Origin of the sequence: Stieleria sedimenti (assembly GCF_025060895.1) — a bacterium.
GTDB classification, from domain to species: Bacteria; Planctomycetota; Planctomycetia; order Pirellulales; family Pirellulaceae; genus Stieleria; species Stieleria sedimenti.
In genome coordinates this window covers 22,969-49,859 of record NZ_JANZKV010000121.1, presented here as the reverse complement: position 1 = coordinate 49,859, position 26,891 = coordinate 22,969, and the positions used below count along the sequence as shown (strand labels likewise).

The 26,891-nt window shown below is 59.1% G+C and carries 22 protein-coding genes and 1 tRNA gene; 10 read left to right on the top strand and 13 right to left on the bottom strand.

What is annotated here, in order from left to right; all coding sequences use genetic code 11:
- Positions 1-22 precede the first annotated feature (22 nt).
- On the bottom strand, positions 23-1,285 hold the full coding sequence (locus NZK35_RS16455) for a serine hydroxymethyltransferase (protein ID WP_259633623.1): 1,263 nt from the start codon (positions 1,283-1,285) through the stop codon (positions 23-25).
- A 513-nt stretch (positions 1,286-1,798) separates the two neighbouring features.
- Between NZK35_RS16455 and NZK35_RS16450 the strand changes: the two genes are divergently transcribed.
- The gene (locus NZK35_RS16450; protein ID WP_259633622.1) at positions 1,799-4,771 is read left to right on the top strand and encodes a zinc-dependent metalloprotease; all 2,973 of its coding nucleotides are present in this window, start codon (positions 1,799-1,801) and stop codon (positions 4,769-4,771) included.
- Positions 4,772-4,832: 61 nt separating this feature from the next.
- Here the strand turns inward: NZK35_RS16450 and NZK35_RS16445 are convergent, their stop codons facing one another.
- Both NZK35_RS16445 and NZK35_RS16440 read right to left on the bottom strand, forming a co-directional pair.
- Positions 4,833-5,459, bottom strand: a complete 627-nt coding sequence (locus NZK35_RS16445; RefSeq protein WP_259633621.1) for a GNAT family N-acetyltransferase — start codon at positions 5,457-5,459, stop codon at positions 4,833-4,835.
- Positions 5,460-5,544: 85 nt separating this feature from the next.
- Positions 5,545-6,351: a glycosyltransferase gene (locus NZK35_RS16440; RefSeq protein ID WP_259633620.1), complete on the bottom strand. Its 807-nt coding sequence runs from the start codon at positions 6,349-6,351 to the stop codon at positions 5,545-5,547.
- A gap of 283 nt (positions 6,352-6,634) precedes the next feature.
- Here NZK35_RS16440 and NZK35_RS16435 point away from each other — a divergent pair, with 283 nt between their 5' ends.
- Positions 6,635-8,353, top strand: a complete 1,719-nt coding sequence (locus tag NZK35_RS16435) for an alpha/beta hydrolase (RefSeq protein WP_259633619.1) — start codon at positions 6,635-6,637, stop codon at positions 8,351-8,353.
- A gap of 284 nt (positions 8,354-8,637) precedes the next feature.
- On the opposite strand, the gene NZK35_RS16430 is transcribed toward NZK35_RS16435, so the two are convergent.
- The 3 genes from NZK35_RS16430 to NZK35_RS16420 all read right to left on the bottom strand — a co-directional run bounded on the left by NZK35_RS16430 (position 8,638) and on the right by NZK35_RS16420 (position 10,189).
- The gene (locus NZK35_RS16430; RefSeq protein ID WP_259633618.1) at positions 8,638-9,048 is read right to left on the bottom strand and encodes an STAS domain-containing protein; all 411 of its coding nucleotides are present in this window, start codon (positions 9,046-9,048) and stop codon (positions 8,638-8,640) included.
- A gap of 385 nt (positions 9,049-9,433) precedes the next feature.
- Positions 9,434-9,730 carry a hypothetical protein gene (locus NZK35_RS16425; RefSeq protein WP_259633617.1) on the bottom strand — a complete coding sequence of 99 codons (297 nt, stop codon included), beginning with the start codon at positions 9,728-9,730 and terminating at the stop codon, positions 9,434-9,436.
- Positions 9,731-9,898: 168 nt separating this feature from the next.
- Positions 9,899-10,189 (bottom strand): hypothetical protein, encoded by a 291-nt coding sequence (locus NZK35_RS16420; protein ID WP_259633616.1) that lies wholly within the window; start codon positions 10,187-10,189, stop codon positions 9,899-9,901.
- Between the two features lie 283 nt (positions 10,190-10,472).
- Between NZK35_RS16420 and NZK35_RS16415 the strand changes: the two genes are divergently transcribed.
- Positions 10,473-10,546, top strand: a tRNA-Val gene (locus tag NZK35_RS16415).
- Between the two features lie 102 nt (positions 10,547-10,648).
- Here the strand turns inward: NZK35_RS16415 and NZK35_RS16410 are convergent.
- Positions 10,649-11,212, bottom strand: coding sequence for a fibronectin type III domain-containing protein (locus NZK35_RS16410; RefSeq protein ID WP_259633615.1), 564 nt, complete (start codon positions 11,210-11,212; stop codon positions 10,649-10,651).
- A 422-nt stretch (positions 11,213-11,634) separates the two neighbouring features.
- Between NZK35_RS16410 and NZK35_RS16405 the strand changes: the two genes are divergently transcribed.
- From NZK35_RS16405 to NZK35_RS16395, 3 genes are all read left to right on the top strand, one after another.
- Entirely contained in the window at positions 11,635-12,228 is a 594-nt protein-coding gene (locus tag NZK35_RS16405; protein WP_259633614.1) for a hypothetical protein, read from the top strand.
- Between the two features lie 220 nt (positions 12,229-12,448).
- On the top strand, positions 12,449-13,786 hold the full coding sequence (locus tag NZK35_RS16400) for a TlpA family protein disulfide reductase (RefSeq protein ID WP_259633613.1): 1,338 nt from the start codon (positions 12,449-12,451) through the stop codon (positions 13,784-13,786).
- A 375-nt stretch (positions 13,787-14,161) separates the two neighbouring features.
- The gene (locus NZK35_RS16395) at positions 14,162-14,407 is read left to right on the top strand and encodes a DUF4032 domain-containing protein (protein ID WP_259633612.1); all 246 of its coding nucleotides are present in this window, start codon (positions 14,162-14,164) and stop codon (positions 14,405-14,407) included.
- A 178-nt stretch (positions 14,408-14,585) separates the two neighbouring features.
- Here the strand turns inward: NZK35_RS16395 and NZK35_RS16390 are convergent, their stop codons facing one another.
- Positions 14,586-16,088, bottom strand: coding sequence for a TAXI family TRAP transporter solute-binding subunit (locus NZK35_RS16390; RefSeq protein WP_259633611.1), 1,503 nt, complete (start codon positions 16,086-16,088; stop codon positions 14,586-14,588).
- A gap of 24 nt (positions 16,089-16,112) precedes the next feature.
- Positions 16,113-17,612: a type IV pilus twitching motility protein PilT gene (locus tag NZK35_RS16385; RefSeq protein WP_259633610.1), complete on the bottom strand. Its 1,500-nt coding sequence runs from the start codon at positions 17,610-17,612 to the stop codon at positions 16,113-16,115.
- Between the two features lie 262 nt (positions 17,613-17,874).
- Between NZK35_RS16385 and NZK35_RS16380 the strand changes: the two genes are divergently transcribed.
- The 4 genes from NZK35_RS16380 to NZK35_RS16365 all read left to right on the top strand — a co-directional run bounded on the left by NZK35_RS16380 (position 17,875) and on the right by NZK35_RS16365 (position 21,340).
- Positions 17,875-18,489 (top strand): hypothetical protein, encoded by a 615-nt coding sequence (locus tag NZK35_RS16380; protein WP_259633609.1) that lies wholly within the window; start codon positions 17,875-17,877, stop codon positions 18,487-18,489.
- Positions 18,479-18,907: a transcriptional regulator gene (locus NZK35_RS16375; protein WP_259633608.1), complete on the top strand. Its 429-nt coding sequence runs from the start codon at positions 18,479-18,481 to the stop codon at positions 18,905-18,907. Before NZK35_RS16380 ends, NZK35_RS16375 begins: the two co-directional genes overlap by 11 nt.
- A 61-nt stretch (positions 18,908-18,968) precedes the next feature.
- Positions 18,969-19,838: a 4-hydroxy-3-methylbut-2-enyl diphosphate reductase gene (gene ispH, locus NZK35_RS16370; protein ID WP_259633607.1), complete on the top strand. Its 870-nt coding sequence runs from the start codon at positions 18,969-18,971 to the stop codon at positions 19,836-19,838.
- Complete coding sequence (locus NZK35_RS16365; RefSeq protein ID WP_259633606.1) at positions 19,835-21,340, top strand: B12-binding domain-containing radical SAM protein; 1,506 nt, start codon at positions 19,835-19,837, stop codon at positions 21,338-21,340. The genes ispH and NZK35_RS16365 overlap by 4 nt, the downstream gene beginning before the upstream one ends.
- Before the next feature lie 186 nt (positions 21,341-21,526).
- Here NZK35_RS16365 and NZK35_RS16360 read toward each other — a convergent pair whose 3' ends face one another.
- The 4 genes from NZK35_RS16360 to NZK35_RS16345 form a co-directional block, all read right to left on the bottom strand.
- The gene (locus NZK35_RS16360) at positions 21,527-23,794 is read right to left on the bottom strand and encodes a dockerin type I domain-containing protein (protein ID WP_259633605.1); all 2,268 of its coding nucleotides are present in this window, start codon (positions 23,792-23,794) and stop codon (positions 21,527-21,529) included.
- 212 nt (positions 23,795-24,006) lie between these two features.
- Positions 24,007-24,297: a hypothetical protein gene (locus NZK35_RS16355; protein WP_259633604.1), complete on the bottom strand. Its 291-nt coding sequence runs from the start codon at positions 24,295-24,297 to the stop codon at positions 24,007-24,009.
- Positions 24,298-24,935: 638 nt separating this feature from the next.
- Positions 24,936-26,219: a dockerin type I domain-containing protein gene (locus NZK35_RS16350; RefSeq protein ID WP_259633603.1), complete on the bottom strand. Its 1,284-nt coding sequence runs from the start codon at positions 26,217-26,219 to the stop codon at positions 24,936-24,938.
- A 22-nt stretch (positions 26,220-26,241) separates the two neighbouring features.
- Entirely contained in the window at positions 26,242-26,826 is a 585-nt protein-coding gene (locus tag NZK35_RS16345) for a hypothetical protein (protein WP_259633602.1), read from the bottom strand.
- Positions 26,827-26,891 lie beyond the last annotated feature (65 nt).

Sequence of the window (26,891 nt, the reverse complement as noted above, 5' to 3'; positions counted from 1 at the left end):
GCGGCGGGCTTGCGACGACCGCCTAAGCGATCGTCGCATGGGACTCTTGATCCGCCGGAACCGGAAAGCTCTCGCTCATTTCGCGAATTTCACCGCGGATCCGGGTATGCAGCTCGGTGTCTTCGGCGTTGGACAGGGCGCTGTGGATCCAGGCACCGATGCGACGCATTTCGTTGCCGCCCATGCCCCGCGTGGTCAACGCGGGCGTGCCGATTCGAATGCCAGACGGATCCATCGGCTTGCGTTTGTCGAAAGGAATCATGTTCATGTTGACGGTGATCCCGCAGCTGTCCAAAACGGATTCGGCGACTTTCCCGCCCAAGCCGACCGACGTGACATCGACCAGCATCAGGTGGTTGTCGGTGCCGCCGCTGACCAGGGGCAATCCTGCCGCGAGCAGCGTTTCGGCCAGGACTTTGGCATTGTCCACGACGGCCTGGGCGTACGTCCGATACTCTTCGGTCAACGCTTCGGCGAAGCACACCGCCTTGCCCGCGATCACGTGCATCAGCGGACCGCCCTGGGTGCCGGGGAAGACGTTTCGATTGATCAGTTTGGCATGTTCTTCCTTGCACAGGATCAAGCCGCCGCGGGGGCCGCGCAGCGTCTTGTGGGTCGTCGTGGTGACATAATCGGCCAACCCGACCGGGCTGTTGTGAATCTTCGCTGCTACCAATCCGGCGTAGTGAGCCATGTCCACCATCAGCCGTGCGCCGACTTCCTCGGCGATCTCGGCGAATTTGTCGTGGGGGATTTCGCGGGGGTAGGCGCTCGCACCGGCAACGATCAGCTTCGGTTTGTGTTCGCGAGCCAGCGAGGCGATCTGGTCAAAATCCAAACGATTCGTGTCTTGGGTCACGCCATAGGAGTGGAAATCGTAAAGCTGGCCGCTGATGTTCAGCTTCATGCCGTGCGTCAAGTGACCGCCTTGGGCCAAATCGAGTCCCAGCACCTTGTCACCGGGTTTCAGGCACGACAGGTAGACGGCCGTGTTGGCTTGGGAACCGCTGTGTGGCTGGACGTTGGCCACCTCGGCACCGAACAGTTGCTTGGCACGCTCGATTGCAAGCGACTCGACCACATCGACGTGTTCGCAACCGCCATAATAGCGGCGACCGGGGTAGCCTTCGGCATACTTGTTGGTCAGCACGCTGCCGGCGGCCTGCATCACCGCGAAACTGGTGTAGTTCTCACTGGCAATCATTTCTAGCCCGTCGCGTTGACGGCTGGCTTCGTCCTGGATAGCGTCCCAAATTTGGGGGTCTTGTTGTTGGAGCGGATTCATCGTGGCCTTGCAGTGAGAAATGCCTGGTAATTGGAATTCGAGAACAACGCGTTGTCCCGGAGCTTCTCTGGGATTGTTGATGGGGAACCAAAACCAGTCAATCCTTGGCATTTCGGAACGAGCTACCCGAACCGCGGTTTTCGCGGCCGCTCGACGATCGCAACCCGGACTTTTAACGCTGACACAGCACGAGGACCGCAATGCGGGCCCTGGGGAGAACCGATCTCGGCCGCAGATTCGTAAAAACTATCCCACCTTCATGTCCAAAACGGTACAATCAATTGTTTGGTCTGGGCAGCTTTTGCCGGTTCAACCCGAAAGGGTTTTTCACGGTCCGCTCCCCGATCGCGCCTCGGTAGGTGCTTGAAGGCCCTGGCCCCTCTCGACTTGGCCCTGAATCGGCCCTGAATCGGCCCTGAATCGGCCTGCCGGCGCCCGCCAACCCCAGCCCCACCCAAAGCGTGACCTACGCTTGCTTCGTTTCCATTTTCACCTGATGCTCGAGTGCCTGGAATGAAATACGCCGTCGCCGGTTTTGTTTTTTTGCTGACTCTTTCTGCGGCTGAACGTCGCGTTTCAGCCGCCGAATTGCCCACTTTTGACAAAGTTTCCGAGGGCTACGAAGCAGTTCCGGTTTCTGACCAGGAGAATCGCAAGGGATTCTTCAACGTCTGGCAGCGGACCAAAGACGCCCAACTGCTGGCCGAACTGCCGAAAAATTTCGCGACCAAAAGCTACTTTATCGCCCTGACGGTCAGCAGCGGTGACACCTATGCCGGGTTGCAGTCCGGAGAATTGGTCGTCAAGTGGCGCCAGTATGACGATCGGCTGGCCCTGATCGCGCCGAACCTGTCGATCCGCGCCACCGGCGATCCGGAATCCAAGGCATCGGTCGCACGCCTGTTCACCGACAAAGTCCTGCTCGACATCCCGATCGTCGCCAAGGGCAGCGCAGGCGGTCCGGTGATCGATCTGGACTCGCTCTTGCTGGGCAACGCCAGCACGTTCTTTGGACGAAGTGTCCGCATCTCCAATTCGCGAATCAAAAAAATTGAGTCGATCAAAGTCTTCCCGTCCAACGTGGAAGTCGCCCTGGAGACGGTCGGTGCCGCCGGTCGCTTCCAAACCCTGCATTACTCCTTCAGCGAAGTCCCCAGTCCGTCCAGCGGATTCAAGCCGCGATTGGCGGACCAACGGGTCGGGTTCTTCACCACCACCTACTCCGACCTCAGCAAGTACACCGACGATGAGACCCGGATTCGCTACATCAATCGTTGGAACTTGGAAAAGCGCGATTCGAAACTGAAGCTGAGCCCGCCCAAAGACCCGATCATTTTCTACGTCGAGCACACCGCCCCGGTCCGCTATCGCCGATTCATCCGCGCCGGTGTCGACTACTGGAACAAAGCCTTTGAAAAAGTCGGCATCGTCGACGCGATCGAAGTCCGTTACCAGGACGCCCAGAGCGGCGCCCACATGGAAAAGGACCCGGAAGACGTTCGCTACAACTTCATTCGCTGGTTGAACAATGACATCGGTACCGCGATCGGCCCCAGCCGCGTGCACCCGATGACCGGTGAGATCCTTGACGCCGACATCATTCTGACCGACGGCTGGATCCGCTACTACAACTACAACTACGACGACCTGCTGCCGAAGCTGGCGATGGAAGGGGCCAGCCCGGAAACTTTGGCCTGGCTCAGCGAGCACCCCTCCTGGGACCCCCGCGTCCGCATGACCTCTCCCTCAAAGGTCACGCAAGTTCGTCAACAGATCGCCCAAGACGCACAGAAACCCTACGCGGGTTTCTCCATGGCCGCCGCCGATTCGTCTCTGATCGGCGACGATGAGTTCGACGGACTGATCGGTCACCTCAGCCAAAAGAACGGGATGTGCATGGCCGCCAACGCCCGCAGCCTGGACCTCGCCGTCGCGCGAATGGATTGGGCACTGGCCATGATGGAAGACAAACCCAAGGCCGAAGCGAAAGACGAGAAGGACGAAGAGAAAGAGAAAGAAGAGCAAGCGTCGGACAAGGACGACGCGGATGACTCCGACGACAAGGACGACGACGCCGACAAGAAAGACGACGACAAGGACGACGATGCTGAGAAGAAGGACGACGAGAAAGACGACGAGAAGAAAGACGATTCGGTGGACATGCTCGACGGCATGCCGGATTGGTTCGTCGGACCGCTGTTGGCCGACCTGGTGGCTCACGAAGTCGGACACACCCTCGGATTGCGTCACAACTTCAAAGGCTCGGCACTGCACCCGCTCGACAAAATCAATAGCGAAGAACTCAAGGGCAAAGAAGTCTTCACCGCCTCGGTGATGGACTACATCCCGATCAACTTCCGCTATGAAAGCGGCGATGTCCAAGGCGATTACACCATGATCGACATCGGGCCGTACGACTATTGGGCGATCGAATACGGTTACACCTTTGACGAAAAGGCGCTACCCACGATCCTCAAGCGTTGCGTCGAACCGGAGTTGCAATACGCGACCGACGAAGACACCAATGGTCCCGACCCGCTCGCCCGTCGCTACGACTTCTCCGCCAATCCGCTCGACTACGCTCAAGAGCAGATGAAATTGGTGAAGCTCTATCGCGAGCGTATCTTGGACAAGTTTGTCAAAGACGGTGACAGCTGGGCCAAGGCGCGTCGCGGCTACGAATTGACCCTGTCGATCCAGACCCGTGCGGCAAGCATGATGGCCAATTGGGTCGGCGGTGCGTTCGTCAACCGAGACAAGAAAGGGGATCCGAACGATCGACCCCCGGTCGTCGTCGTCCCGGCAAAACAGCAACGCGAAGCGATGCAGTTTGTGATCGACCAGACGTTCAGCGACAGCGCTTTCGGCTTGACGCCCAAGTTGCTCGAGCGAATGACCTCCGATCAATGGCTCGACGGCGGTGCCCACTTCGGTACTTCCGGTGAAGCGACCTGGCCGATCCACGACCGTGTGCTCGGGCTACAAGCTTCCGCGCTGACCTGGTTGATGAGCCCCACGACGCTGCGTCGCGTCTATGACAATGAGCTCCGTCTGCCCGCCGAAGACGATGCGTTGACGCTGCCCGAGTTGCTCACCACGATCAGCAATGCTGCCTGGACGGAACTCGAATCCGAATGCCCCGAAAATCGCAGCAATCGCCAGCCGATGATCAGCTCGCTCCGCCGCAACCTGCAGCAGGAGCATGTCCAACGGTTGATCGATTTGATCCTGGAGAAAAACGACGGCGCGGCGGCCTACAAGCCGATCGGTGACCTGGCACGCATGCAGCTTGTCGATCTGATGAAAAAGATCGACATGCGACTGAAAAAGTGCGAAAAGAAAATGGACGCCTACTCACGCGCCCATCTTCATGAAGTCTCCATGCGGATCGAGCAAGCTCTTAAAGCCGGTTACACCTACAACTCAGCCAAGGCGCCCAGCTTTTCGGGCATGCTGATTCTCGGTGAAACGCAAGACCAGGAGTAAGCGGTTTCCGCACTCTGTTCATTCTCATGCGACCTCTCCTTCGGGAGAGGTCGTTTCGTTTCTACCCGACCCCTTTCGGCCCACGGCACTCGTCGCCGCGCCGATGCAACAGAAACGTCAAATGCGTTTTGACCGCCGGCCATTCGCTGGCGAGGATCGAATAGACGCACGTGTCCCGCAGCGTCCCGTCGGACAAAATCTGGTGGTTCCGCAGAATCCCGTCCAGCTTCGCGCCAAGGCGTTCGATCGCGACACGGCTGCGACGGTTCAAAAAGTGCGTGCGAAATTCGACGGCGACGCAATTCATCGTTTCGAACGCCTGCGTCAGCAAAAGTCGCTTGCAGCGAGTGTTCAGTCCGCTGCGCCAAACCGATTGACGATACCACGTTGACCCGATCTCCAAGCGTCGATTCGCTTCGTCGATGTTCATGTACGTGGTCATTCCGACCGCCCGGCCCGATGCCTCATCGATGATCGCAAACGGCAACATCGACCGCCGCGCGTACAGACCAAGCCGGCGTTTGATCTCCCCAGCCATCGCGTCGGGCTCGGGGACACTCGTGTACCAAAGTTCCCACAGACGACCGTCGCGGGCCGATTCAACAAGGTCGTCGTGATGGACTGGATCGAGTAACTCGAGTCGAACCCCATCGCCAGCAAGCGTCACCGCATCCAACCATCCCGTCATCCTGTCACCCCATCATTCTGCCATCCCATCATTCTGCCATCCCATCATTCTGCCCCACCGTTCCGACCTCCCGTCACCCGATCCCTCAAGCCACCTCCCGGACCTCGTCCAGCCCCTGCTGTGCCCGTGTGATTCCCGTCTTCCGGACGCGCTGGCGGATGTCGCGATTGCGCTGCCAGTCTTCGTCGTTGACATAGCCACGGTCGTGGTCCAGGTGATAGCAGACCGCACGGTGGCGGATTTGCATGCCCAGCACACCGGCATTCTCCAATCGTTCCCCGAGTTCACGATCCAGGCCGCCATACCGCATTTCATGGTTGAAGCCATTGGCGGCAACGACATCCGCTTTCCAAGCCGACGCGTTGTGGCCGTTGAATGTCGGGCGAGTCGTCGTGGCAAGGTCCAACACCTTGGCCAGTCCTGGGCGGTTTTGGATCCACAACCATTTGGCGGGAACGTCGTCGCCGTTGTGTTTCAGCCAAATCGGGTCGGTGAAATCGTCGTATGCGACGTCGCCGGCCAGGATTCGGTCGGTCAACGCACGTTTCAGCCGATAGCAGCCGCCGGACAAGAATCGCCCCGCCGCGGCAAGCCGAACGTGCTCGGCGACAAAGTCGCGGCGCGGAACACAGTCGCCGTCGGTGAAGATCAAGTAGTCACCCTGGGCGGCGTCGATGGCACGATTCAGGATCCGCGTTTTTCCGAATCCCTGATGGGGCTGGGAAACATAACGGACGCGAACGTCCGTGCGTGTGGCAAACTCGTCGATCACCCCGCGCGTCTCTTCCGTCCGGCCATCTTCACCGACCACAATTTCAAAGTCACGGCAGGTCTGGTGGGCAAACCCCTGGAGGACTTGGCGGAGATAATGCGGAGACCGAAACGTTGTCATGATGACGGACGCTGAAACGGGAGCGGGCTGGCGGGTTGGCTGGCTGGCGGGCAGACGGTGCGAATCCATGCGTCGACACTCATAGGCAGGGCTGAGAAGGCGGTTTGGCGTAGTAAACAGAAAGACGTGGAGTCGGGTAAAGATTGATCTGCCCCAATTGACATCGACCTGGACCGTTTCGGCAGAGTATCGAAGGCATGTCGCCCCGCGCCCGAGCGAGCTTTCCACCCGAGCACACGGGCAAACCGTGTAATGACCAACACCTGCCCAAGGTCACGCCATCATGCTCTCTGACCCGATCGATCCAGCCCCCGCCGATCCAGCCCGACTCGACGTCCATTGCTGCCACCGCATCGCCCGAGATGTCGTGTCGCACGGCCTCGTTCCGTTGGGGCTCATCTTGCTGGCATTGCTGAGCCTTTCCGGCTGCTCTGGGGAGCGGGGCGGTCAGGCGATGGAGCAACCCGAGGCCCAACCCGAGGCGATTCAGCAGGCTCCGGAGATCGATCCCGACATCACGTTCGCCCCGGAAGCCCCACCAACATTCGGTGATCGGCCCGCCGCCATCGACCAGGGCGATCGGAAACTCGCCGATTCCGCGTTCGAGTCAGAACCCGAGTCGTCGATGGCGTTCTCGTCCGAGAGGGCACCTCGCTCACTTGCAGTTCCGCCGCCCCCGCCGATGGCAGCCCGGGTTGCCGAATCGGCGCCGACAGGCCCCTTTGCGACGCTCCCCGCCGGGGCGACCCACGACTCCGACCGCGCGTTCGCGACGGTAGCCGTTTATTACGCCACCGATCGCCAGCGAGATTCGGTTGCCCTGTCCGCCTACAACATCACCGGCAACCGCGACGCGCTGGTGTTGTTGGGCGGTTCGTCGGTCGTCTTTCTCGCCCTGGCCGGATTCAGCGTGCTGCGACGCCGTTCCCAAGCCGCTTTGGGGTTCTCGACATTCGGCGTCGTTTCCGCCTTGGCCGCGTCGGCCGTTTTGCTATCCGGCACCGCCAACATCGAAAAACACGGCGTGACGTACAGCGCAGACCGGGGAACGCTGGTCAGAGGGATCGCCGAAGTGACGGTGCCGGACACGCACCAACGCGGCATGGTCGAGCGACCCAGTTTGCTGAGATTCGAAATTCGCGAAGACCAACAGGAGCACATTGTCCTGACCAGTGCGGTCGAACTCTCCGATTCCGAATTTGAGCGACGACTGGCCGAGACCGTCGCTCTGTCGCCCAGCCAAGACTTGCTGGTCTTCATTCACGGCTACAACGTCGACTTCCAATCGGCGATCCGGCGGACCGCCCAGATCGCAGTCGACCTTCCCTTCGAAGGTGTTCCGGTGTGTTACAGTTGGCCCAGCCAAGGCACGCTGCTGGGCTACACCGTCGATGAAAACAACGCCGCCTGGACTCAAACGCACCTCAAGCAATTCCTGCTCGATCTGGCCCATCAAAGCGGTGCGCGTTCGATCAACGTCGTCGCCCACAGCATGGGGAATCGGCCGACGACCGGGGCGCTGGTCGAAATCGGTTGGGAGCAGCGGCAATTCGACACCGAACCCTCTCCCCTGTTTGATCGGGTCGTGTTGGCAGCTCCCGATGTGGACGCCGATCGGTTTCGCCGCGACTTGGCACCCGCGCTGACCTCCATCGCCCAGCATGTCACGCTCTATGCGTCTTCCGACGATCAGGCGCTGATCGCATCCAAGCAAGTGCATGGGTACCCCCGCGCCGGTGAGAGTGGTTCCGACATCGTGGTGGTCCCGGGCGTTGAAACCATCGATGTCAGCGGCATCGACCTCAGCCTGCTCGGGCACAGCTACTATGGCGATGCGCCGTCGATGCTGCAGGATCTGTACCAGCTCGTCCGCAACCGACTGCCGGCGACCCAGCGGCCCCAACTCGTCCCGCGGCCACTCGGCACACTGACCTACTGGCAATTGATCGGGCAACCGAGCGTACAACAACGTTTCTCCGCCGAGCCCTCGTCGATCAAATAGCAACGCCACATCGGTGCCGTCGTCGTCCCACACCCCGACCGCTTGCCCCCCTGCGGATCACTCGAACCCCCACGCCTCAAGTCGAGAAATCACGCTCTTGAAATCACGCTCTTAGCGGGCATTGGTGTCTACCCATCCGAAGTCACCCTCCCTGGCAGGGAGGGTCGAGCGGAGCGAGGGGAGGGTCGGCTGCTCGTAGCTCGCGTCCGACCCTCGCTGAAGGGCGGCGTGACGACAAGTCTTGCGACCTGCCTTGATCCCGATGCTCTGAAAGGGATCGTGATTCAGACTGAAACCTGCACCGAATGGTCGTGATCGGATTCGATTGCCGAAGCGACGGACGTCGATTCGTTCTCCGGATTTACATCGAATTCAAAGATCCGCTCCAAACGTGTGATGCGAAACACATCACGAACGGCTTCATTGAGTGAACGCAGACGCAGATGGATGCCTGAAGCCCGCGATTGCGCCCGCAGCCGAATCAATTCGTTCAGCCCCGCGCTGCTGATCCAGGTCACCTGTCCGAGATCAACGATCACGTCGGTCACCATGTGCTCACGCGGCTGATCCAGCGCAGCGGTCACCTTGGAGGAAATTTTTCGGGCCGATTTTCGACGGTTGATCTCCTTCAGCGAAGGCGACACGACCAGGGAACAGTCGTGGAAATGGATCTCAACTGCCGTTGCTTGAGTCATCGGTGTGATGTGTTCTCACGTCTAAGGGCAAAGAACTGGACCAAGTGCCAGAACTGTGGTGTCATCGGGACCCACAGCCATCTCCGACTGCTTCATGACAAACGATGTTGTTGCGAAAAACCCAATGTTTTCTGCATTCAACTTCATGAAAGCATATCAAGAATGGACACGCAGGGCAAACAAATTCGGATCGCCCAAAGCCTGCGTTGGGGCCGCCGGTGGGCTGTCACGACACCTTACAACGGTGTCCACCACCCATCCCCGATCGGGTGTGACGTGAGCAAGAATCACAAGACGTTTCCATCGATGATCGACGCTTGATCACCCAACGGTAACGTTGCCTCGTTGTTTCGGAGGCGTCGTATTGACGTTCGCAACCTGCTGCCTATCCCTCGCGGTGGCGGGGGATCACGAAGGAGTGAAACGTGATCACGCAACCGAACGCGATCAGTGACAGCCCCAGCCAACGCGGGGGGGTGACGCGTTTTCTGGGCACCGGAGTGACGGGTTCAAAAATCGAACCCAGCGTTGTCGAATTGTCGACCAATGGGGTATTGGTCATCCGCGCGACGAATCTCGTGGAGCGTTCATTGAGCACGAAGGATTCGACGCGACGAAACTGCAGCCCGAGCAGAATCAGCAGGATTCCGCTGAGGAAATATCGATTTCGATAGAAAGACATGGATCGAGCTCTGTGTAAATCGCCTTGGGGGTCGTCCAGCAAGCGGCAAACCGTGATAGAGGCATCGGCATTGCCTCTGGCATGCCATCAATGGTGTCGCCCAACGACGGGTCGCCAAGATCAAAGCGAACGTGCCAATCGTGCCGACCGCGCGGTTTGGCGTTTCGGTCACCCGCCGAAGACGTCGTCGACGACTCGACGCATCGCATCGCCGAAATTGCGGTGGGCGGAGTCTTCCAGCAGATCGGCTTGATTGCTACGCATGATCGCGGCCGCCAAGGCCTTGTGGCTCTGCCAGTCCTGCAGATCGAAGGCGCGGATGTCGGTGTAGATCCCCGCTAGATTATTGCTGATCTTGGGCACCAAGACGACGCCGTTGTTGCCGCGCACGATGTGGTAGTGCATGACGACGAACAGCAGCAGCGCGCCGCAGAACATTCCGGCAAAAAATCGAGACATCTCGGCGGCCAGGGGAGGACGAAAGCGGGGACACAGGCGGAACCCACGAATTCCGCGGTTTTATTCTTAGGCCTGCACCACTTCCGGGGCAAGTCCGAAGTTTTTTCGTTCCTTCGCCAAGGCGTCTTGACGACGCGTCGCGATCGCTACAGACTACGCAATCGAGCGGTCGACAGAGAAGGCTGAAGTTTCAGCCCGCGACGTCCGATCCCACTCGATACCGCAGCAGACCACCGCACGACACCCCGCCTCGGCGACCGTGCCGGCTGCCCCCACAGCACGCGGGCGATTAGCTCAGTTGGTTAGAGCGCTACGTTGACATCGTAGAGGTCACAGATTCGAATTCTGTATCGCCCATAACGCAAATCCCCGACCGACCCACCGTCTGTCGGGGTTTTCTTTTGGGCCCGTCGTCGGCGGCGGCCAGTCCAGGCAAAGCGATCCAGGTCTCTTTTGCACCTACCGTGAAAACGTTTTGCCGCTCATCGGTTCACTTCGTGTTGCCCCATTCGCAAGTAGCCACTGAGTCAGACGGTGAAAGCGAGCTTCAACTTGATAGGTGTAGGTGGTGCCCGGATCGACATCCCGGTCCACATATTGACCGTCGGTCGCTCCGCCGGGGAGTCGAGCAATCTCGACCATCGCGTTGTCAGCGGAACCGCGATAGACAATGTATTGGAGCGGATCATCGATTCGGTCCGGGCGACGCCAGTAGACCAGGAGGGTTGCCGGACCGTCGTGTTGGACAGAGGCGATCGTCGGCTTCCGTTCCGCGAACACGTACTGTTGGAACAACCCCATCCAAAGCGCCGACGACACGAGCGCGGTGAAGATGAGCTGTTGCACCATAAAGCCCCAGAACGCGAACGGCCTTTCAGTCCTGTCGACGTTGACAAAAAACGACTTCCCTTTGCCGCCGGCAAGGCCCGTCACCTTTCCATCGCGAATGCCGCGATAGAGTTGCTGGAGGCACAAAACGAGGCAGCACCCAAAAACACAGGTGACGAGAAAGAGCTTCCACATCGCAGTCGTCTCGTGAAATGGCAGACGTACACATTCTGTTTCGCGGCCATTCTAGAGTCGTGTCGATTGAACGCAAAAGCAGTCGCACCCCGACCTGTTCTGCCGAGATCAAAAGGGTGGTGTGTCCGCTGAGTGATCCGGCGAGGTGGTGAATGGTGTGTGTCTTGCCTGTTCCAGCGGTCCCGTCCACCCGGTCAGCTGCCGCGTGATCCAACACGAGCTCAGCGCGGGACCGGCGGGCTGGGACTTGATGTCAAGGAATCGCGGAATACACCGGTCAGGCCGTTGTTGCGGGTGGTTTGAATTTGCGAAGGGGGAATTGTCCGGTGCGGAGCCGCGTTAGCCCACCTGTTGTAAAGGGCAAGCTATGCATTGAACGATGACTGAAAACCCGCATCCGTACTCTGCTCCATCGAACCACAATGACCGACTTTTCGGCACATCCGTTCGCCGCATTTGGCCAATCCATCTCGTTCAGTTCTACGCTTGGTCTGGTCGTGATCGTCGGGGCGGTGCTCGTCACGATTGCGTCTTACCAACGATGTATCACGTGGTTTGGTGATGCAACGCCCGGTTACGTCGCCTGCTTCGGGTGGATCTTGGGGATCTCCGTTTCCAATTTCATTTTGGTGTTCGCTTTCTCAGCCCTGATGGGCCCCGCCGGCGGAAGAGTGCTGCTGGTATTCGCCTGCTTTCTGGCGGTGTACTGGACGTCCTGCGCCGCCAAGTGTGGTCTGATGCAGTCGATCTTCATCGTGTTTGCCCACTCGATCCTTTCGGGACTCGGGACGGTGTTGATATTTTGGGCCGCGGTGGTGTTCCAATACATGGTGGTCACGACTGAGCAACCTATTACGTCGTCCGCAACTGCGACCCCGGTGACGTTGCAACCGCGCGACCCCTCGACGGCAGCCAATCCAGTCGGACTCCGGCCTGCGCAAGCGGATTCGGAGCACGATTCCCGGTCTCAACACCGTGCCGTTCCAGGAACGAAGGCGAATCCATTTTTTCAATAGCATGCTGCCGCGGCCGGCATCGTTTTGCCTTTCCCCGGTGCTGCAGGTCACCACCCACCCACCCGATCGGTCTGTCCTGAACCAGATCCGCCCCCATCTGAGGCCGCGAACTTCGTCAATGGCGGTGGCGAACCGTTGCCATGGTGGTGCCGAGGCGATAGCATCGATCGTTCCGGGGGTCGATCTCCCGATCCACATGCTTTACGGGAGTCACGGTGTTATGGGAACTCGCAGTCTTGCTTTGCGTCGACGATTGATTCAATCGAAGGCATCCGTTTGGACCCTCTTGTTGCTCACGCTGTTTGCCGTCTCCAGCGGCTGCAAAGAATCGAGTCGTGATGAGGCGTCCGATGGATTGGAACCGCCGGTCGTGCACGATTCCCTTTCCGCGGATTCCGACGACGCGTCGGCAACCGTCCCCAGCACATCGGGCGAATCGGAATCGGATCTGCCGGCCTTCAAGCCGCTGCCGGAGAAGCTGGCCGTCGGGGACAAGAGTCCTGGTCTGGCGATTGCAAAATGGGTCCGTGGCGAACCGGTCCAAGAACCGCTTCGTGATCGTGTCCACGTGGTTGAATTCTGGGCGACGTGGTGTGGCCCCTGCCGTGCCGGTATGCCGCACATCACCGAGCTGCAATCCGAGTTCGCCGACGACGTCACCTTCATCGGTGTGACCCGTGAAGACGAAGCGACGGTCGAAGGCTTTCTCGCCGACAACGCGACGGGAGACGAAACCTGGGACGACATCATCGGGTATCGCCTGGCGATCGACGAGAACGACTGGATGAACTTGGCGTACATGAAGGCGGCCGGGCAAGGCGGAATCCCGTGCGCCTTTATCGTCGGACGTGATGGAGTCGTCGAATGGATCGGGCACCCCGGAAGCATCGATGAACCGCTCAAGGAAATTATCGACGGAACCTGGGACCGCGAAGCCGCGATCGCCGAATACAAACAGCAAGAACAGTTGCAGCAGCTGTCCGTAGAAGTCGGGAAACTGCTGCGAGCCCAAGATTGGGATGCCGCGTTGGAGCGACTCAATCAATTTGAAAAAGAATTCGGATCATCCAAGACGCTGCTCAACTATCGCGTGAGGGTTCTGGAAATCGCCGGGCGTACCAGCGAAGCGGCGGTGGCTCGTGAAGCTCTGGTCGAATTGGCCTGGGATGATGCGATGCTTCTGGCCCAACTCGCCTGGACCACCGCGACCAATGGCGAACCTTCGGATCTGGAACTCGCGCTCAAAGCTGCTAAGCGGGCGTCCGAGCTGCAACAAAACGAAGACGGGCCGATCCTCGATACGCTCGCGCGTTGCTACTACGAGCTCGGCCAGCTCGATGAAGCCATCAAGTATCAGCGGATGGCCGTCGAGCATGCCAACGGACAACGGCAAATCGAAGCAACGCTCAAAGGGTATTTGGACGAAAAGGCCGAAGCCGAAGCCGACAGGGCCGATGCGGCTGAAAAGCCTGAAGAAACGAAGCCTGAAGAAACGAAGCCTGACGACGCGGAGGCTGAAGAAACGAAGCCTGACGACGCGGAGGCTGAGGGAGCCTAACGCGGCATGACGTTGGCGTAGCCGTCGCGCAGTAGGCACTCGTTGCTTCTGGTTCGTCGATCTTGTGAAAGGTCCACGACGCCCTACCCGAAGAGCGAGTTGTGGCGGAAGACGAGGACAAGGACATAGGAGTGGGAGCCAGGAAAACTGTACGTCCGTTTCAGCGGTGCCCTACACGCCCCGTAGGGTGAAACTGGATGCCGCTATCGGGGCCGATGACGATCCTTGCCGAGATGAGATTGACGGGCGGGTTGGGAAGCGAACAATCTGGGAGTCCGTCTCCGTCGAGTCGTGGTCGTCACCAGTTCGCATCTGTTGGCAGCCATCGCTTGAACGGGGAATCAGTTCCATCCGATCAAGTCAAGGAAGCAAATGATGCCTAACGCTCCGTCGACACTCTCCGAAAATGAAATCGCTCAAATCGAGCAACACAAGTATTTCTTAAGTGAAAAGGCCGGCTATGACGTCGGCTGGGAACACGCCGAACAGGATTGGCGTGAACACTTTGGGCCACAAGTCGTCACCGCCGAGTCCGCCACCGCCGAGTCCGCCCCGGCGACGATTCGCCCCAAGGGGCTAAGCGGGTTCTTCAAACGGTTGATTTCTCGAGCAGCCGTCTAACCCGATGCCAAGGGGACTTGCCCCGAGGCGATTCTCGATCCCAGGTTCTACCTGGGAGCGAGGCGTAGTCGCCGGACATGCGGTGCGTGACATCTGGCTCACGTCGAACTGCCACCGTTTCAACGAGACGGTTCAAAATCAGTGTGGTTCGCTTTTCTCATCCGCCGTGCCCCAGAACTTATGATCCTGCGATACCGTCGGACGCTTGGTCGGGGTGGTGCGGCGCGGCCGCGGCAGGATCATCGGTGGCAGATTGACTCGGGACGGATAGATCGGCCGGTTCGGGAGGAGCTTCGTCGTCGGCCGCAGTGGTCGGCTCGCGTTCGGCAATCGCATTCTGGATACGTCGCTGAACGAATTCGACGTGCAAACGCAGATTGTAGAACTCTTCCATGTAAGAAAGTGGAACGGATTTCAAGTCATCCAGTTCGCCTTGCATTTGAACCAGCGTTGTCACATTTTTCTGTAACCGCTGGAGGTTTGATTCGTTGCGCAATTCGGACTCGATCCCGCGCAAGATCTCGTACCATCGATAGATCCTCGAGCGGATCCGCCAGCGATACAGCGGCGGCGCCATGCGAAACAACGGCAGCAGCAACGTCAACGCCGGCAACAACAGGATCTTTCCCCGACTGATGGCCGACGCGACCCAAAACGGCAGGTATTTTTGCAGGAACGGTGGCCCATCTTCAAAGTACACCCGGGCCGATTGATTCAGCGGAAACTCGATGAACTCGGTCGATGGCAGGCGGCCCGGTTGCAGCAGGCTTTCGTGCCCGCGGTGGGTTTGCGATGCCGCCCGCAACAGCAGTGGAATCAGCGCGTCGTGTAGCGATCGGGTGGCGATCAAGTTCGCCGCCGGGGCGATCAGCTGAACGTCTTGATTGGGGTAATCATGTTGCAGATCGATCACGCCGCGTTGCAGAGTGACGGCGGTCAGAAACGGGTGACGGCGAACGTACGCATCGTCCCGCTCAAAGCTCAGCAGATGGATGTCGGGCGAAGCGATCATTTCGCGGATCAACGTCGATTGCGGCGAAAGGACGAACATGGCGACGTCGACCTGACCGTTCTTCAGACGCTCGACGGCATCGCGGCCTCCGGCTTGCACCCGAGTCGAGACGGAGTCGGCATCGATCCCGTTTTCGTCCAGCAACAACGTCGCGATCGATTCGGTTCCACTGCCGCCGCGGCCGATCGCGATCGTCTTCCCTCTCAGGTCTCGCAGGTCGGCCAGCATTTCGTCGCCGCGGTAAAACACCCACAGGGGTTCGAAATAGAGGCTGGCCAAGGCTTCGATTTCCACCCCGCCGCCGATTGAGTTCGGCGCCGTGCCGCCTTGAACGATCGCCAAATTGACTTCCGGATCGGATTCCAACAGCCGATAGTTCTCGATCGAACCGGCCGTCGAACGCAGTTCAAGCGTCACGCCCTGCCGTCCCAGGTAGTCCCGGTACTGCATCGCGAATCGGTGATACGCCCCATCGTCGGATCCGGTCGCCATCACGATGGTGCGCGGCGGGGCCGGCTGGATGAAGAACCAGGCGAGGGCAAATCCGAACAAGACGACCAGGAATCCGCCGCCCCAGATCTTCAGCAACAGTCCACGCAGTTGGCGACGCGTTTCGCGAAAGTGCTCGGTCAGCAAGCTTTCGCTGCGATGGCTCGTGTTCTCTGTCAAAAGCTCGTTCCTGAATCACTTCGTTCAGTGCTGCTTGATCGAATCGATGGTCGGCGGGGCGTAATTGCCGTGCCACATCTGCTCGAACGTGTCATGGTTGGCGGCGTGGGCAACCGCTTCATCATGGGTGATCACGTCCTGCTTCGCTAGATCGACCAAATACTTCTCAACGATAAACGATTCCGACATCACTTGCTGCATGCCGGCACGAATCCCCTGTGCGTCGCCGGACAAAATGCAGTCCGCGATTTGCTTGGTGTCATTGAACAGGAACTCCAACGCCGGAACGCGTCCGCCATTGGATTTGGCGACCAGACGCTGGCAAATGATACACTTGACACAATCACGCAACTGCAGCCGCACCAGGTCGCGTTCGATCGGGTCAAAGAAGCTGACGATTCGAGTGATGACTTCCGAAGCCGTGTTCGCGTGCAGCGTGCTGATGACCAGGTGCCCCGTCGCAGCAGCACTGATCGCCGAACGAATCGTATCGCTGTCGCGCATCTCGCCGACGAAGATCACATCGGGGTCCTGCCGGAGCGCCGCGCGAACCGCCTCGTTGAACGATTCCACGTCTTCACCGACTTGCCGCTGGGAAACGATCGACTTCTTGTTGACCTGGGCGTACTCGATCGGATCTTCGATCGTCAGGATGTGCCGAGCCTGATTCTGATTGATCCAATCAATCAAAGATGCGACCGTGGTCGATTTTCCACTGCCGGTCATCCCGGTGACCAGGACCAACCCGAAGTGCAGGCCGCCCAACTTTTTCATCACATCACTGGGAATTTGTAGCTCATCAAAGGAGGGAATCACCTCGGGCAGAAAACGCAGGGTGCAATGGGGGACCCCGCCGCGAATGAACGCCGAGACCCGAGCGAATCCGACTCCGATCTGGTGATATCGAAAACTGCATTGCGAATGTTCCAGATACTCGTTCCAGTCCTTTTCCGGCGCCAGCTCTTTGATGAACGCCGTGATCTGATCGGCCGTTAGCGGGTGCCGTAAATCAGAACGCCGGATCGCGTTATCAACGCGAAACACCGGATCGGCGTCGGGGTACAAATGAAGATCGCTGGCCCGAAACTTTACCATCGCTTCCATCAATCGGTGCGGACGGAGTACTTCACGCCGAAAACGCTCGCCTTGAAAACGCCAGACGTCGGGCAGCAGCAGCTTTCCGGAGATCTCCTTCACCGCATCCATGGAAGCGGCGCTGTGATGCGCCACCTTGAGAAACTCAATACAGAAAACGCCTTCTTCTTCAGTCACCGCGGCGTTGGGTGGAAATGATTGGGCGGATTCCCCGAGTGCCGCAAGCGTCTCGGGATCGGCGCTGATGCGAATCTTGTAGGAGTCGAAGGGGCCATCAAAACCCTTGCGCTGCGCCTGCATTTCGATCCCGCTGGCGCGCGCGGCGATTAGTTTCGCTCCCCCATAGGTCCGGCGGATCTCGGCTTCGATGATCTCGGCAATCACCGCCAGATCAGATTGTTGTCCGACGCCGATAATCTTCTCAGCCATGGCTTGTTCCCCGTCCGGTTGGCCATCCTGCCCGTTTTCGTGACCTCCTGATTTTCCTCCTGCCGGTCACGCCGGTCAATCATCAAGTGTGCCCGGCAGATCGCGAAACCACAATTCGATGCTTGACGCGATCGCGTCAAAGCGGAGGGCGTGTGTTGTCGAAATCATCGCGGCACGGGGCGAAAAAACAGTTGACGGGCCACGCCGGACTTTGTACTTTGTAATGCAAAGTAACTCTGTTTCTCTTCGACTCCGGGCCACGGTGATGGAACTTCGCGAGGCGCTTCGTCAGATCTCCGAAATTCGGGCGTGCGTCGCGCGGAGCGAAATGTTTCGCGGCTATCGATCGGCAACCGTTGGGTTTTCCGCCGTGATCGGGATGACCGCCGCGGTGTTTCAATCGCAGTGGGTCGCAACACCGGCGACGGATTTGGGACGTTATTTGGTCGGCTGGGTCGCTGTCGCCGCGGTCAGCGTGATGGTGGTGGCTGCCGAATTCATCTGGCGCAGCGAGATCAACGGCGCGGGGCGATCGCGTGAGATGACGCGTCTGGCGGTCGAACAATTCGCACCTTGCATCGTCGTCGGGGCGTTGATGACGCTCTCGATTTATCGGTATGCCCCCCAGGTCGGCTGGATGTTGCCCGGGCTTTGGGCATTGATCTTCGGCCTCGGCGTGTTTGCCTCCTATCGTCTGATGCCACGTCAGGTGTTTTGGGTCGGCGCCTATTACATCGCCTGTGGTTGTGGATGCCTGCAGTGGGGACAGGGCGAGCATGCATTTTCCCCATGGCTGATGTTCGTCACCTTCGGCGGCGGCCAGCTTCTCAGCGCCGCGATTCTGTATTGGTATCTGGAGCGACCCGATGCCCGCTAAACGAAACCCGAAATCGACAAGCTCGCAGCCCGCCCCTGCCGGATCGGGCCGGTTCGCCTACGGCGGACTCGATCGCGTCATGCATGAAAAGGCCCGGCTGGGCATTCTTGCCTCCCTGGCCGCGCATGACGGCGGTTTGCTGTTCAACGATCTCAAACAACTCTGCTCACTCACCGACGGAAACCTGAGTCGTCATCTGGCCGTCTTGAGCGACGCGGGGCTGGTTGAAATCTGGAAGGGCACCGGCAGAACACGGCCCCAAACCATGTATCGCCTGACCGACGTGGGACGCTCCCGCTTTGCCGACTACATCAACGAACTGGAACGGGTGATCGCCGATGCCCAGCTCGATGCCGCGCCGCATGCCGAAGCCTCCAGTCGCCGCCTGCGGGATTCGCGTGGCTGGTCTTCGGCCTGAGCGACGTCTCTTTTTTTATTTGTTCACTTTGTATTGCAAAGCCAGGGCTGCAGGACCTTCCATGAATGTGATTCGCGCCGACGAGATGGGGATGTGTTTTGGTGTACGCGACGCATTGCAGATCGCTGCGGAAGTCGAGGACCCGACTCAAGTGACGATCCACGGAGAACTGGTGCATAACCGGATCGTCAACGAGCGGCTCGCCGATGCGGGGTTTCGACAATCCGATGAACAGCAACGTGACTGTCGCGCCGAAACCCCGTTGGTCTTGATCACTGCACATGGAGTCAGCGACGCCGAACGCGAGCGATTGCGGTCCGCCGGCAAACAATTGATCGACACGACCTGTCCACTCGTTCGACGCGTTCATGACGCTGCAGCTGAGCTTCGGGCCGCAGGTCGGCACGTCATCGTGATCGGAAAGAGGGGGCACGTCGAGGTCCAAGGGATTGTCGATGATCTGGATGCCTACGACGTTGTCGCCGGCGTCGAGGACGTTGCGGTTTATGAATCGAACCGGCTTGGCATCGTGAGCCAGACGACGATGCCGAGCGACGTGGTTGAATCGGTCACTCGGGAGATTCATCTCCAGAACCGCGGCGCCGACATTCGCTTCGTTGACACAGTTTGCCACCCGACCAAGCGTCGGCAAGCGGCAATGTTGACCTTGCTCGAACGCGTTGATGCCGTGGTTGTGGTCGGCGGAGAAAACTCCAACAACACGCGGCGGCTGGTCGACCTTTGCCGGCAACAGGATAGGCCGGCCTTTCATGTCCAGTCGGCCGAAGATCTCCGGCCGGAATGGTTTGACGCCTTTGAAAACATCGGGTTGACTGCCGGCACGTCGACGCTGGACGAAACCATCGACCAGGTTCACCACGCGCTGCTGCGTCTGGGACATTGCCACGAAGAAACAGGACGGATGAAATGAAACGTTGGGTCCCCCGCGCGATGCGAATCGCTCCCGTCCTTGATCCGCACCTGCCCACGCCTCCGGTCCGCGAGCGTCAGGCGTTATTGATCAACCCGTTCTATCCCAAGGATCCGCACGCCAGTTTTGGCAAACATGTATTGACGCCGACGCTGGCGCTGACCAGTGTCGCCGCCAGCACGCCGCCGGATTGGGAGGTCCGGTATTGGGATGAAAACCTGCTGCAGGGGCCGCCGCCGAGCGACCCGATGCCGGCGGTCGTCGGCATCACGGTCCATCTGACGTTTGCCCGGCGAGCTTATGAGCTTGCCCGCTGGTATCGCCAACGCGGCTCCGTCGTCATCCTCGGGGGCCTACACGTGATGTCTTGTCCCGATGAGGCCGCACCGCATGCCGACGCACTGGCGATCGGTGACGGAGTTGCCCTCTGGGGGAAGATTCTGCGTGACGTCAACAACGGCCGTTTGAAAGCCACCTATCGCGCCGACTTTCGCCGACCCTATCGAGACGATCCGCCGCCCCGACGTGATCTGTTGGCACGCAACAGTTTCTTGACGACATCCAGTTTGATCGCGACGCGCGGCTGCCACAATCGCTGCGGGTTTTGCTACCTCTCGACCAAGGGCTTGCACATGCCTTACCTGATGCGAGATGTCGAGCAGATCGCCGAAGAGTTTCAACGTGACGGGCAACCGTACGCGGTGTTCACCGACAACAACCTGGGATCGAAGCCCGAGTACTTGAGACAGTTGTGTCGTGCGCTGCGGCCGCTGGAGAAGATCTGGAGTGCCGCGGTCAGCATCGACGTCACCGACGACCCCGGCTTGGTGCGTGAGATGGCGCTGGCCGGATGCACCGGCGTGTTCATCGGGTTCGAGTCGTTGCAAAACGAGAACATCAGCGACGCCAAGAAAAGAAGCCCGAACACCGAAGACTACGCGCGTCGTGTCACGCTATTGCACGACAACGGCATTCAGGTCAACGGAAGTTTTGTGTTGGGGTTCGACCACGACCGCGAAGACGTCTTTGAAAACACGATTCGCTGGGTCGAAGAGAACCGCCTTGAGTGTGCGACGTTTCACATCATGACGCCTTATCCGGAAACACCGCTGTTTCGCCAGTTGGAATCCGAGGGGCGGTTGCTGCATCGCGATTGGAGCAAGTATGACACGGCCAACGTCGTGTTTCGGCCCAAGCACATGAGTCCCGAGCAGTTGGCGGCCGGTTACGAACTCTGTTACGACCGCCTGTTTTCACACGCGTCGATTTGGCGTCGGCGTCCGAAAGACTGGCGTGCGGTCCCCGCCTATTTGGCGATGTCGTATTTGTACAAACGCTCCAACTGGATGTGGCACCTGCTGATCAAGTATCGATTGACCGCGGCGGTTTGGCGACCGCTGGTGGAATGGACGCGGCGGCGACACGTCCGATTTCGTCGTCGTTTGGAGGCCAAGTCCGAGACGTCCCGCCGTGGCAGCACCGTCGTTTCCGCGGGGGTGTAGCAACGGGACGCCGCGTTTGACCACACTCGGATGATCCCGAAAGGGATTGCAGCAATTAGCCGACGGTCGAGCGCAGCGAACACCGCCGGGCTCGAAACGAAGCGCGACCTCGACCCCGACGGGGTCGCAGTTCGTAGGTCACGCTGTGCGTGACATCTGGCATGCACAGCATGCCCTACCTTGATCTCAGACCGCCGTTCGCACGCCACCCAGGGCCGTGAACCATTCATCCACCGTCTCCAATCGCAGCCGATCCTCATCGTCGTCCTGATTCACCAACGGCGACGGCACAGCGACCGACGAAGTCACGGCCGACGAACGTTCCGGCGACTGGGACGCGGGCGACTGGGACGCGGGCGACTGGGACGCGGGCGGTGGCGGTGATTGCAGGGCCAGGAAATTCAGCACGTGGAGAGCATCACGCGGTGTGATGTCTCCATCGCGGTTGACATCGAAACGCCAATCGGTCGCCGTCGGAAAACCCGAGGCGAGACGATTGATCACGTTCAAGGCATCCAGCGGAGAAACCTGGTCGCGACCGTTGACGTTGAGTGGATTGAGCACCGAGGTGAGCGCCCGATCGAGTTCCGTTTTGCTCACCAAGTCCGGAGTCACCGGATCGGGCGCGCCGGGCAATGCGACCAAGTCGGCATACTGGTTTTCAAAGGGGGCAAAATCGCCGACGTCCACGATTCCCGAATCATCCAAATCAACGTACGGTGGCGCCAGGCTGGTCGAGCTGCCGAACCAGTAGGCGAACGTCGCAAAATCCAACAGGTCGACACGGGCGTTGCCATTCCAATCACCCTTCAAGACGAAGAACCGGTTGAGACGATCGCCGGTCCATGTGAATTGGGGACCGGTGGTGACGCTGGGTGAAAGCGCCAATCGGTAGCGGCCATCGGGTAGCTGACCTTCGTCCAGCTGGATCGTGATCGTCGTGCTGCCCGGTTCAAAGACGACTTGGTCACTACGCAACGCAATCTCGACGGGCGTTTCAAACCCTGTCACTCCCAAATTGGTCAACACAATCCCGTCGGAGGGAATGCTCGGAATGCTCGCCCCAAGTTCGATCACGATGTCGCGCAACTGGCTCCGTTGCTGGATCCAAGACGTGGGCTGGGTTCCATGTGCCAGATCGCCGGGGTCACTACGAAGGGTGTTGAGCGTGACGACCGGTGGATCGGCCGGATCCCCGATGATGGTTCCGACTGCTGAAGCCATTGAGCCGACCAGATAGGGGCGACCGGTCATTTCCAATTGACGCGACGTGTCACGGGTGAACTGGTTGACCGACAGGAGCGTGTGTCCGGCAAAGGCGAAGCTGTCGTTGCCGTCCAGCGCGAGTCCGTAAACGTCGATAAAATTTTCGCCCGGATCTTGGGCCGGCTTGGGAGCGTTCTCGATCGTGCCACCGGTCCCCGGCGTCTGAATTTCAATCAGGGAATCAAAACTCTCACTGGGGCGTCGTGCCGTAAGAATCAAATTCCCCGCCGAAAGATAATCGAGATCGCCACTGGAAATGTAATCGCTTGCCAGTAGACGGGCAGCCAGGGCACCGTCGATATCGAAGACCGTGGTCACATTTTGAAGGACGAGCAGATCGCCGGACTTTTCCAGATCCAGAAGTTTGAGATCGAGGAAGTTGGCGCCGACGGCAAACAGGTCACCCGATTCGCTGCCGAAGTCGCCGTCGCGGCTGTCAATCAGGGCATTGGCGTGTGGGATGCCGTGGAAGTTGATGAAGGTCGATGCGATCACGCCGGCGTCGATTTGTTCCGGGTGGACTTCGTACAAGCGATCCGCCGTGATCGCGATCAGGTCACCGTCGTCGGTGAACGCGATGTCGGTGATCGTTTGGGCGGCGGCAATCGTGCCGAGGACATGCACACAACCGGTTTCGACGTCCACGGTGGCCAGCCGATTTTCATCATCGACGACATAATAATCGGTTTGCCGTCGGGTGACGAAATGAGCGGCGGCACCGTAGACCGGTCCAAACTCGTCCGCCGCGACGATCGTCACGACGACGTTTTCGTCACGTTCGATCAGGCTGTCCCGGATCGGCTTGACCGACAGTTTGACGGTCGACTCGCCCGGATAGAACGTCGCCGTCGCGGTCACCGGTCCGGTCGCCGGAGGTTCGTCGGGAAAGAAAATCGTGTCGTTCTCGATCTCGCGAGCGGTATAGTCGACGTCGTAGAGGGCGTTTCCGGAGAGTTCAAACTTGATCGTCAGGAAGTCATCGGTTTCATCCCGCGTCATCGAATACACGATCCGTTTGAGCGGGTCTTCGGGAATCGCGACCGGCGTCTCCGCGGTGACCGAGATCGTCGCCACCAGCAAACGACGGTCCTCCAACGTTTCCAGCCCCGACCGCCGTCGTCGCAGCGACTTGCGGCGTTCGTGCTTGGTGAGATTCTTGGTTGTGGGACGTTGCCCCCTAAGCCACATCGTGATTACCCATCCGATTTAATTCTTCCACTCCGGCCATCTGGCCGAAGATACACCAAAACGTGTCAAATACCATCACCGCCCATTTCGACGCCTCGATCGGCGGCATTGAACACCGCCAATGAGGACTAATGTGACGCACCAGTGTGCTTAAAGTTGCCTCGAATTGACGCCCAGATGGAGATTTTTGGCCAGTTGTTCACGTCAGGCGCCTACTGTGCCAAGCGTTTCAAGAATCGCAGCCCGAAATTCCCGTAATCTTGGCCGTCCACGTCGCTGACCCCAAAAAAGCGAAAGAAACGATCCGCCGCATCAGCTCCAAAAACGTAGTCATCGCCGACGGCTCCGTCGCGATTACCGTCCAGCGAAAAGCCCTCCGCGGAAACCTGTGTGGCAATGATGGTGAGCTGATACCGTCCGTCTTTGAGGCGACCGATGCCATCGACGTGTGTTCCGGCGGCAGCTTGCAGCGTCACGACGGTCTTGTCTGTTTGCTCCGTCATCTGCGACCGAAAGTTGACGAAATCACCTGTTTCGACGTGCTACAGTTGAAACGGCCCGTCGCCGCTCCATTCCAGGTCGACGGCTCGGTTGAACGTGATCGTCATCGATTTAATGGCGGAACGTTGGCTGTCTCCGTCGTTCAGGACGATGCTTTCGACAGATCAGCCGCGCGGGTATTCTATTCTCGAACCGGCGACGAATTTTCAAGCGTTGCTTCCAACATGAAACGCCACCTCAGGTTGGTCGGCCCCCCTGGCGAATCCAAGTCGATCGTCCAAACGCGTCGATGCGTTTGCCAAACCAGCATTGCCAGCCAAGTCGGTGATTCCCGCACCCTCGGCCTTGAAGGTGAAGCTCGCAACTTGTGGATCGGCAAGAAAACCTCGCACGAAATGCCGCCAATCCGAACGAGGCCATTGCCACGATCCTCAAACGTGACACTGCTCTCCGCGGCCAGCCGGTTCTCGGTTCCATCGGCACGCGTCAGTCGAACATCGTCGACCGGCAGCGATAAAGTGTCAATGATCTCGGTGAACGTTGACGTGGCGTTAAGAAGGACAACGCCGCCCAGCGACAGCGACGCCGCACCAAAAAGAGTGTCGACGTTTATCGGCAGCGGCGGTTGATGAGCAATCCGTTATGGTCCGCGTCGCTGCAGATGATTGAGGACGTGCAGGGCGTCGAGCGGTGTGACGCGATCGTCACCGGTGACGTCATAGAATGGTTCATCAAATTTTCGTGGCGTTGGAAGTGTGTCGCTTGCATCGCGACTCAGCCTGTTGATGACAAACAACGCATCGAGCGGTGTGACTTGACCGTCGTTGTTCACGTCATGGCGATCCCAAGGATGCTGGCCCCCGATGCCCAGTTCGCTGACACCGACGCCGGCCGCATACTGACGGGTCTCGCCATTTCCTCCCGATTCAAACAGAATCAGTATCTGCTCCCCGTCGCCACTGAGTTCCAGGTCGGTCAGACGCAGTGGTCCGGTCGGAACGTTGGGCAATCCGAACGCCAATAGCTTTTCGCCCAGTTCGGCGACGGTCCTCTGGTTGGGATCGTAGATCAGCGTTCCGTCACTCGTTTCAATCGCCGCCAGGTAATCGATCACGTGCGTGACGCTGCTGCCGCCCTCAACCACAAACTCTCGCAGGACCGCTCCGTTGCGGTCCCACAGCACGGCGACTTCTTCCGCTGCCGTTCCTTCATCAGGGGCTCGCAACAAGACTCCGCCGACAATGCCGTAAGAGGAGATGCTGTTGGCCGCACCAAACGAATCGCTTGATCGATGCTGCAGAACGGTTGGGTGCCACTGCCCCTGTTCCACCGTCCACAGAATCGCATCATCATTGGCATAGCCAACGATCCGATCCTCGTTGAGATCGTTGGCACTCCCGATTGCGTCCCCGTCGGGCAATGGCAGTGCGAACGTTTCGCCATTTTCGAAAACAATCGGCAGCAAGTCATCTTCACCGACCAATCGCCCATCCGCTGCGACCGCATGAAACGTGCCTGAGTTGCCGACAACCGTTTCAGCCAACCCACGCGGCGTCGGTACACGGTCAATCCACTCCACCGGCTCGCCGCCTCCGCCCGGAATCGAACGTTGCGTCTCGGCGGATCCGGCCAATGACAGCGGTCCGTCCTTTTTAAACACGGCGTCGTGAATTGCCAGTGGCACGCCGGTTTCCCCATCGCCACCAATCTCATCAATTGTCGTTTCGAGTGCCGCGTCCGTCGTGCGACGGAGAGTGATCGTTCCCGATCCCGTCGGGCCTTGGTACGCAACACAAACCGAACGGTCAGCGGAGAGTTGCGCGATGGCGGAGACATTGCCGACCGCGGGCAGCTCGACCAACCATGCGGCCAGCATGCAGCGACGTTCCAAGACTTCCACGGCGAGAGGTTTCAAATGCTGCATGATAGGACTGGTCGTCACACGATCAACACTTTCGCCGGCGTCGTGAGCCGAACGCAAGCAAAGGCAGCATCGAGAAAATCGCAAACGACGTCGGCTCGGGAACCGCGCCAGACGCCCCCGAGGTCACCGTAAAGTCCAATGCGTTGGTCGCAATGTCCAAGCCCAAAACGTAATCCTGGTCCAAGTAGAACAACGAAAAGGGAGCAAATTCGATCGATCCCGTTCCCACCGATGTCGCAGTGAGTTGGAAGGAGAAGAATTGCCCGTCCGCCGAGATGTTCGGGCCGGAAAACTGAAAGAACTCTGCATCGACATCATTGAGCACGGGGTCAACTGCAAGCAACAGATCGCTCGGATCAGGGACGATCGCGCCCGGTGTCAAACTGAGTTCGTCGGCCGTCAAGAGTGGCGTGTATTGGATGGACCCGGCCAACGCCGCGAGTTCGCCGGTCAACCCACTCAACGACACCTCGACGGTAAACGAATCACCGACGGTCAGGTGACTCAAATCAGTCGACCCGGCGTCCATGTCCAGCATCACACCGGCACTGGCCATCGATCCCCAAGCAGCAAAAACCGAAAAACACAAGGCGCGAATCACAATCATGATGATCTCTCCGTAGTAGTAAAATTCAAATGTTCAATCAAAGACCGTTCCACGATTCACCATGG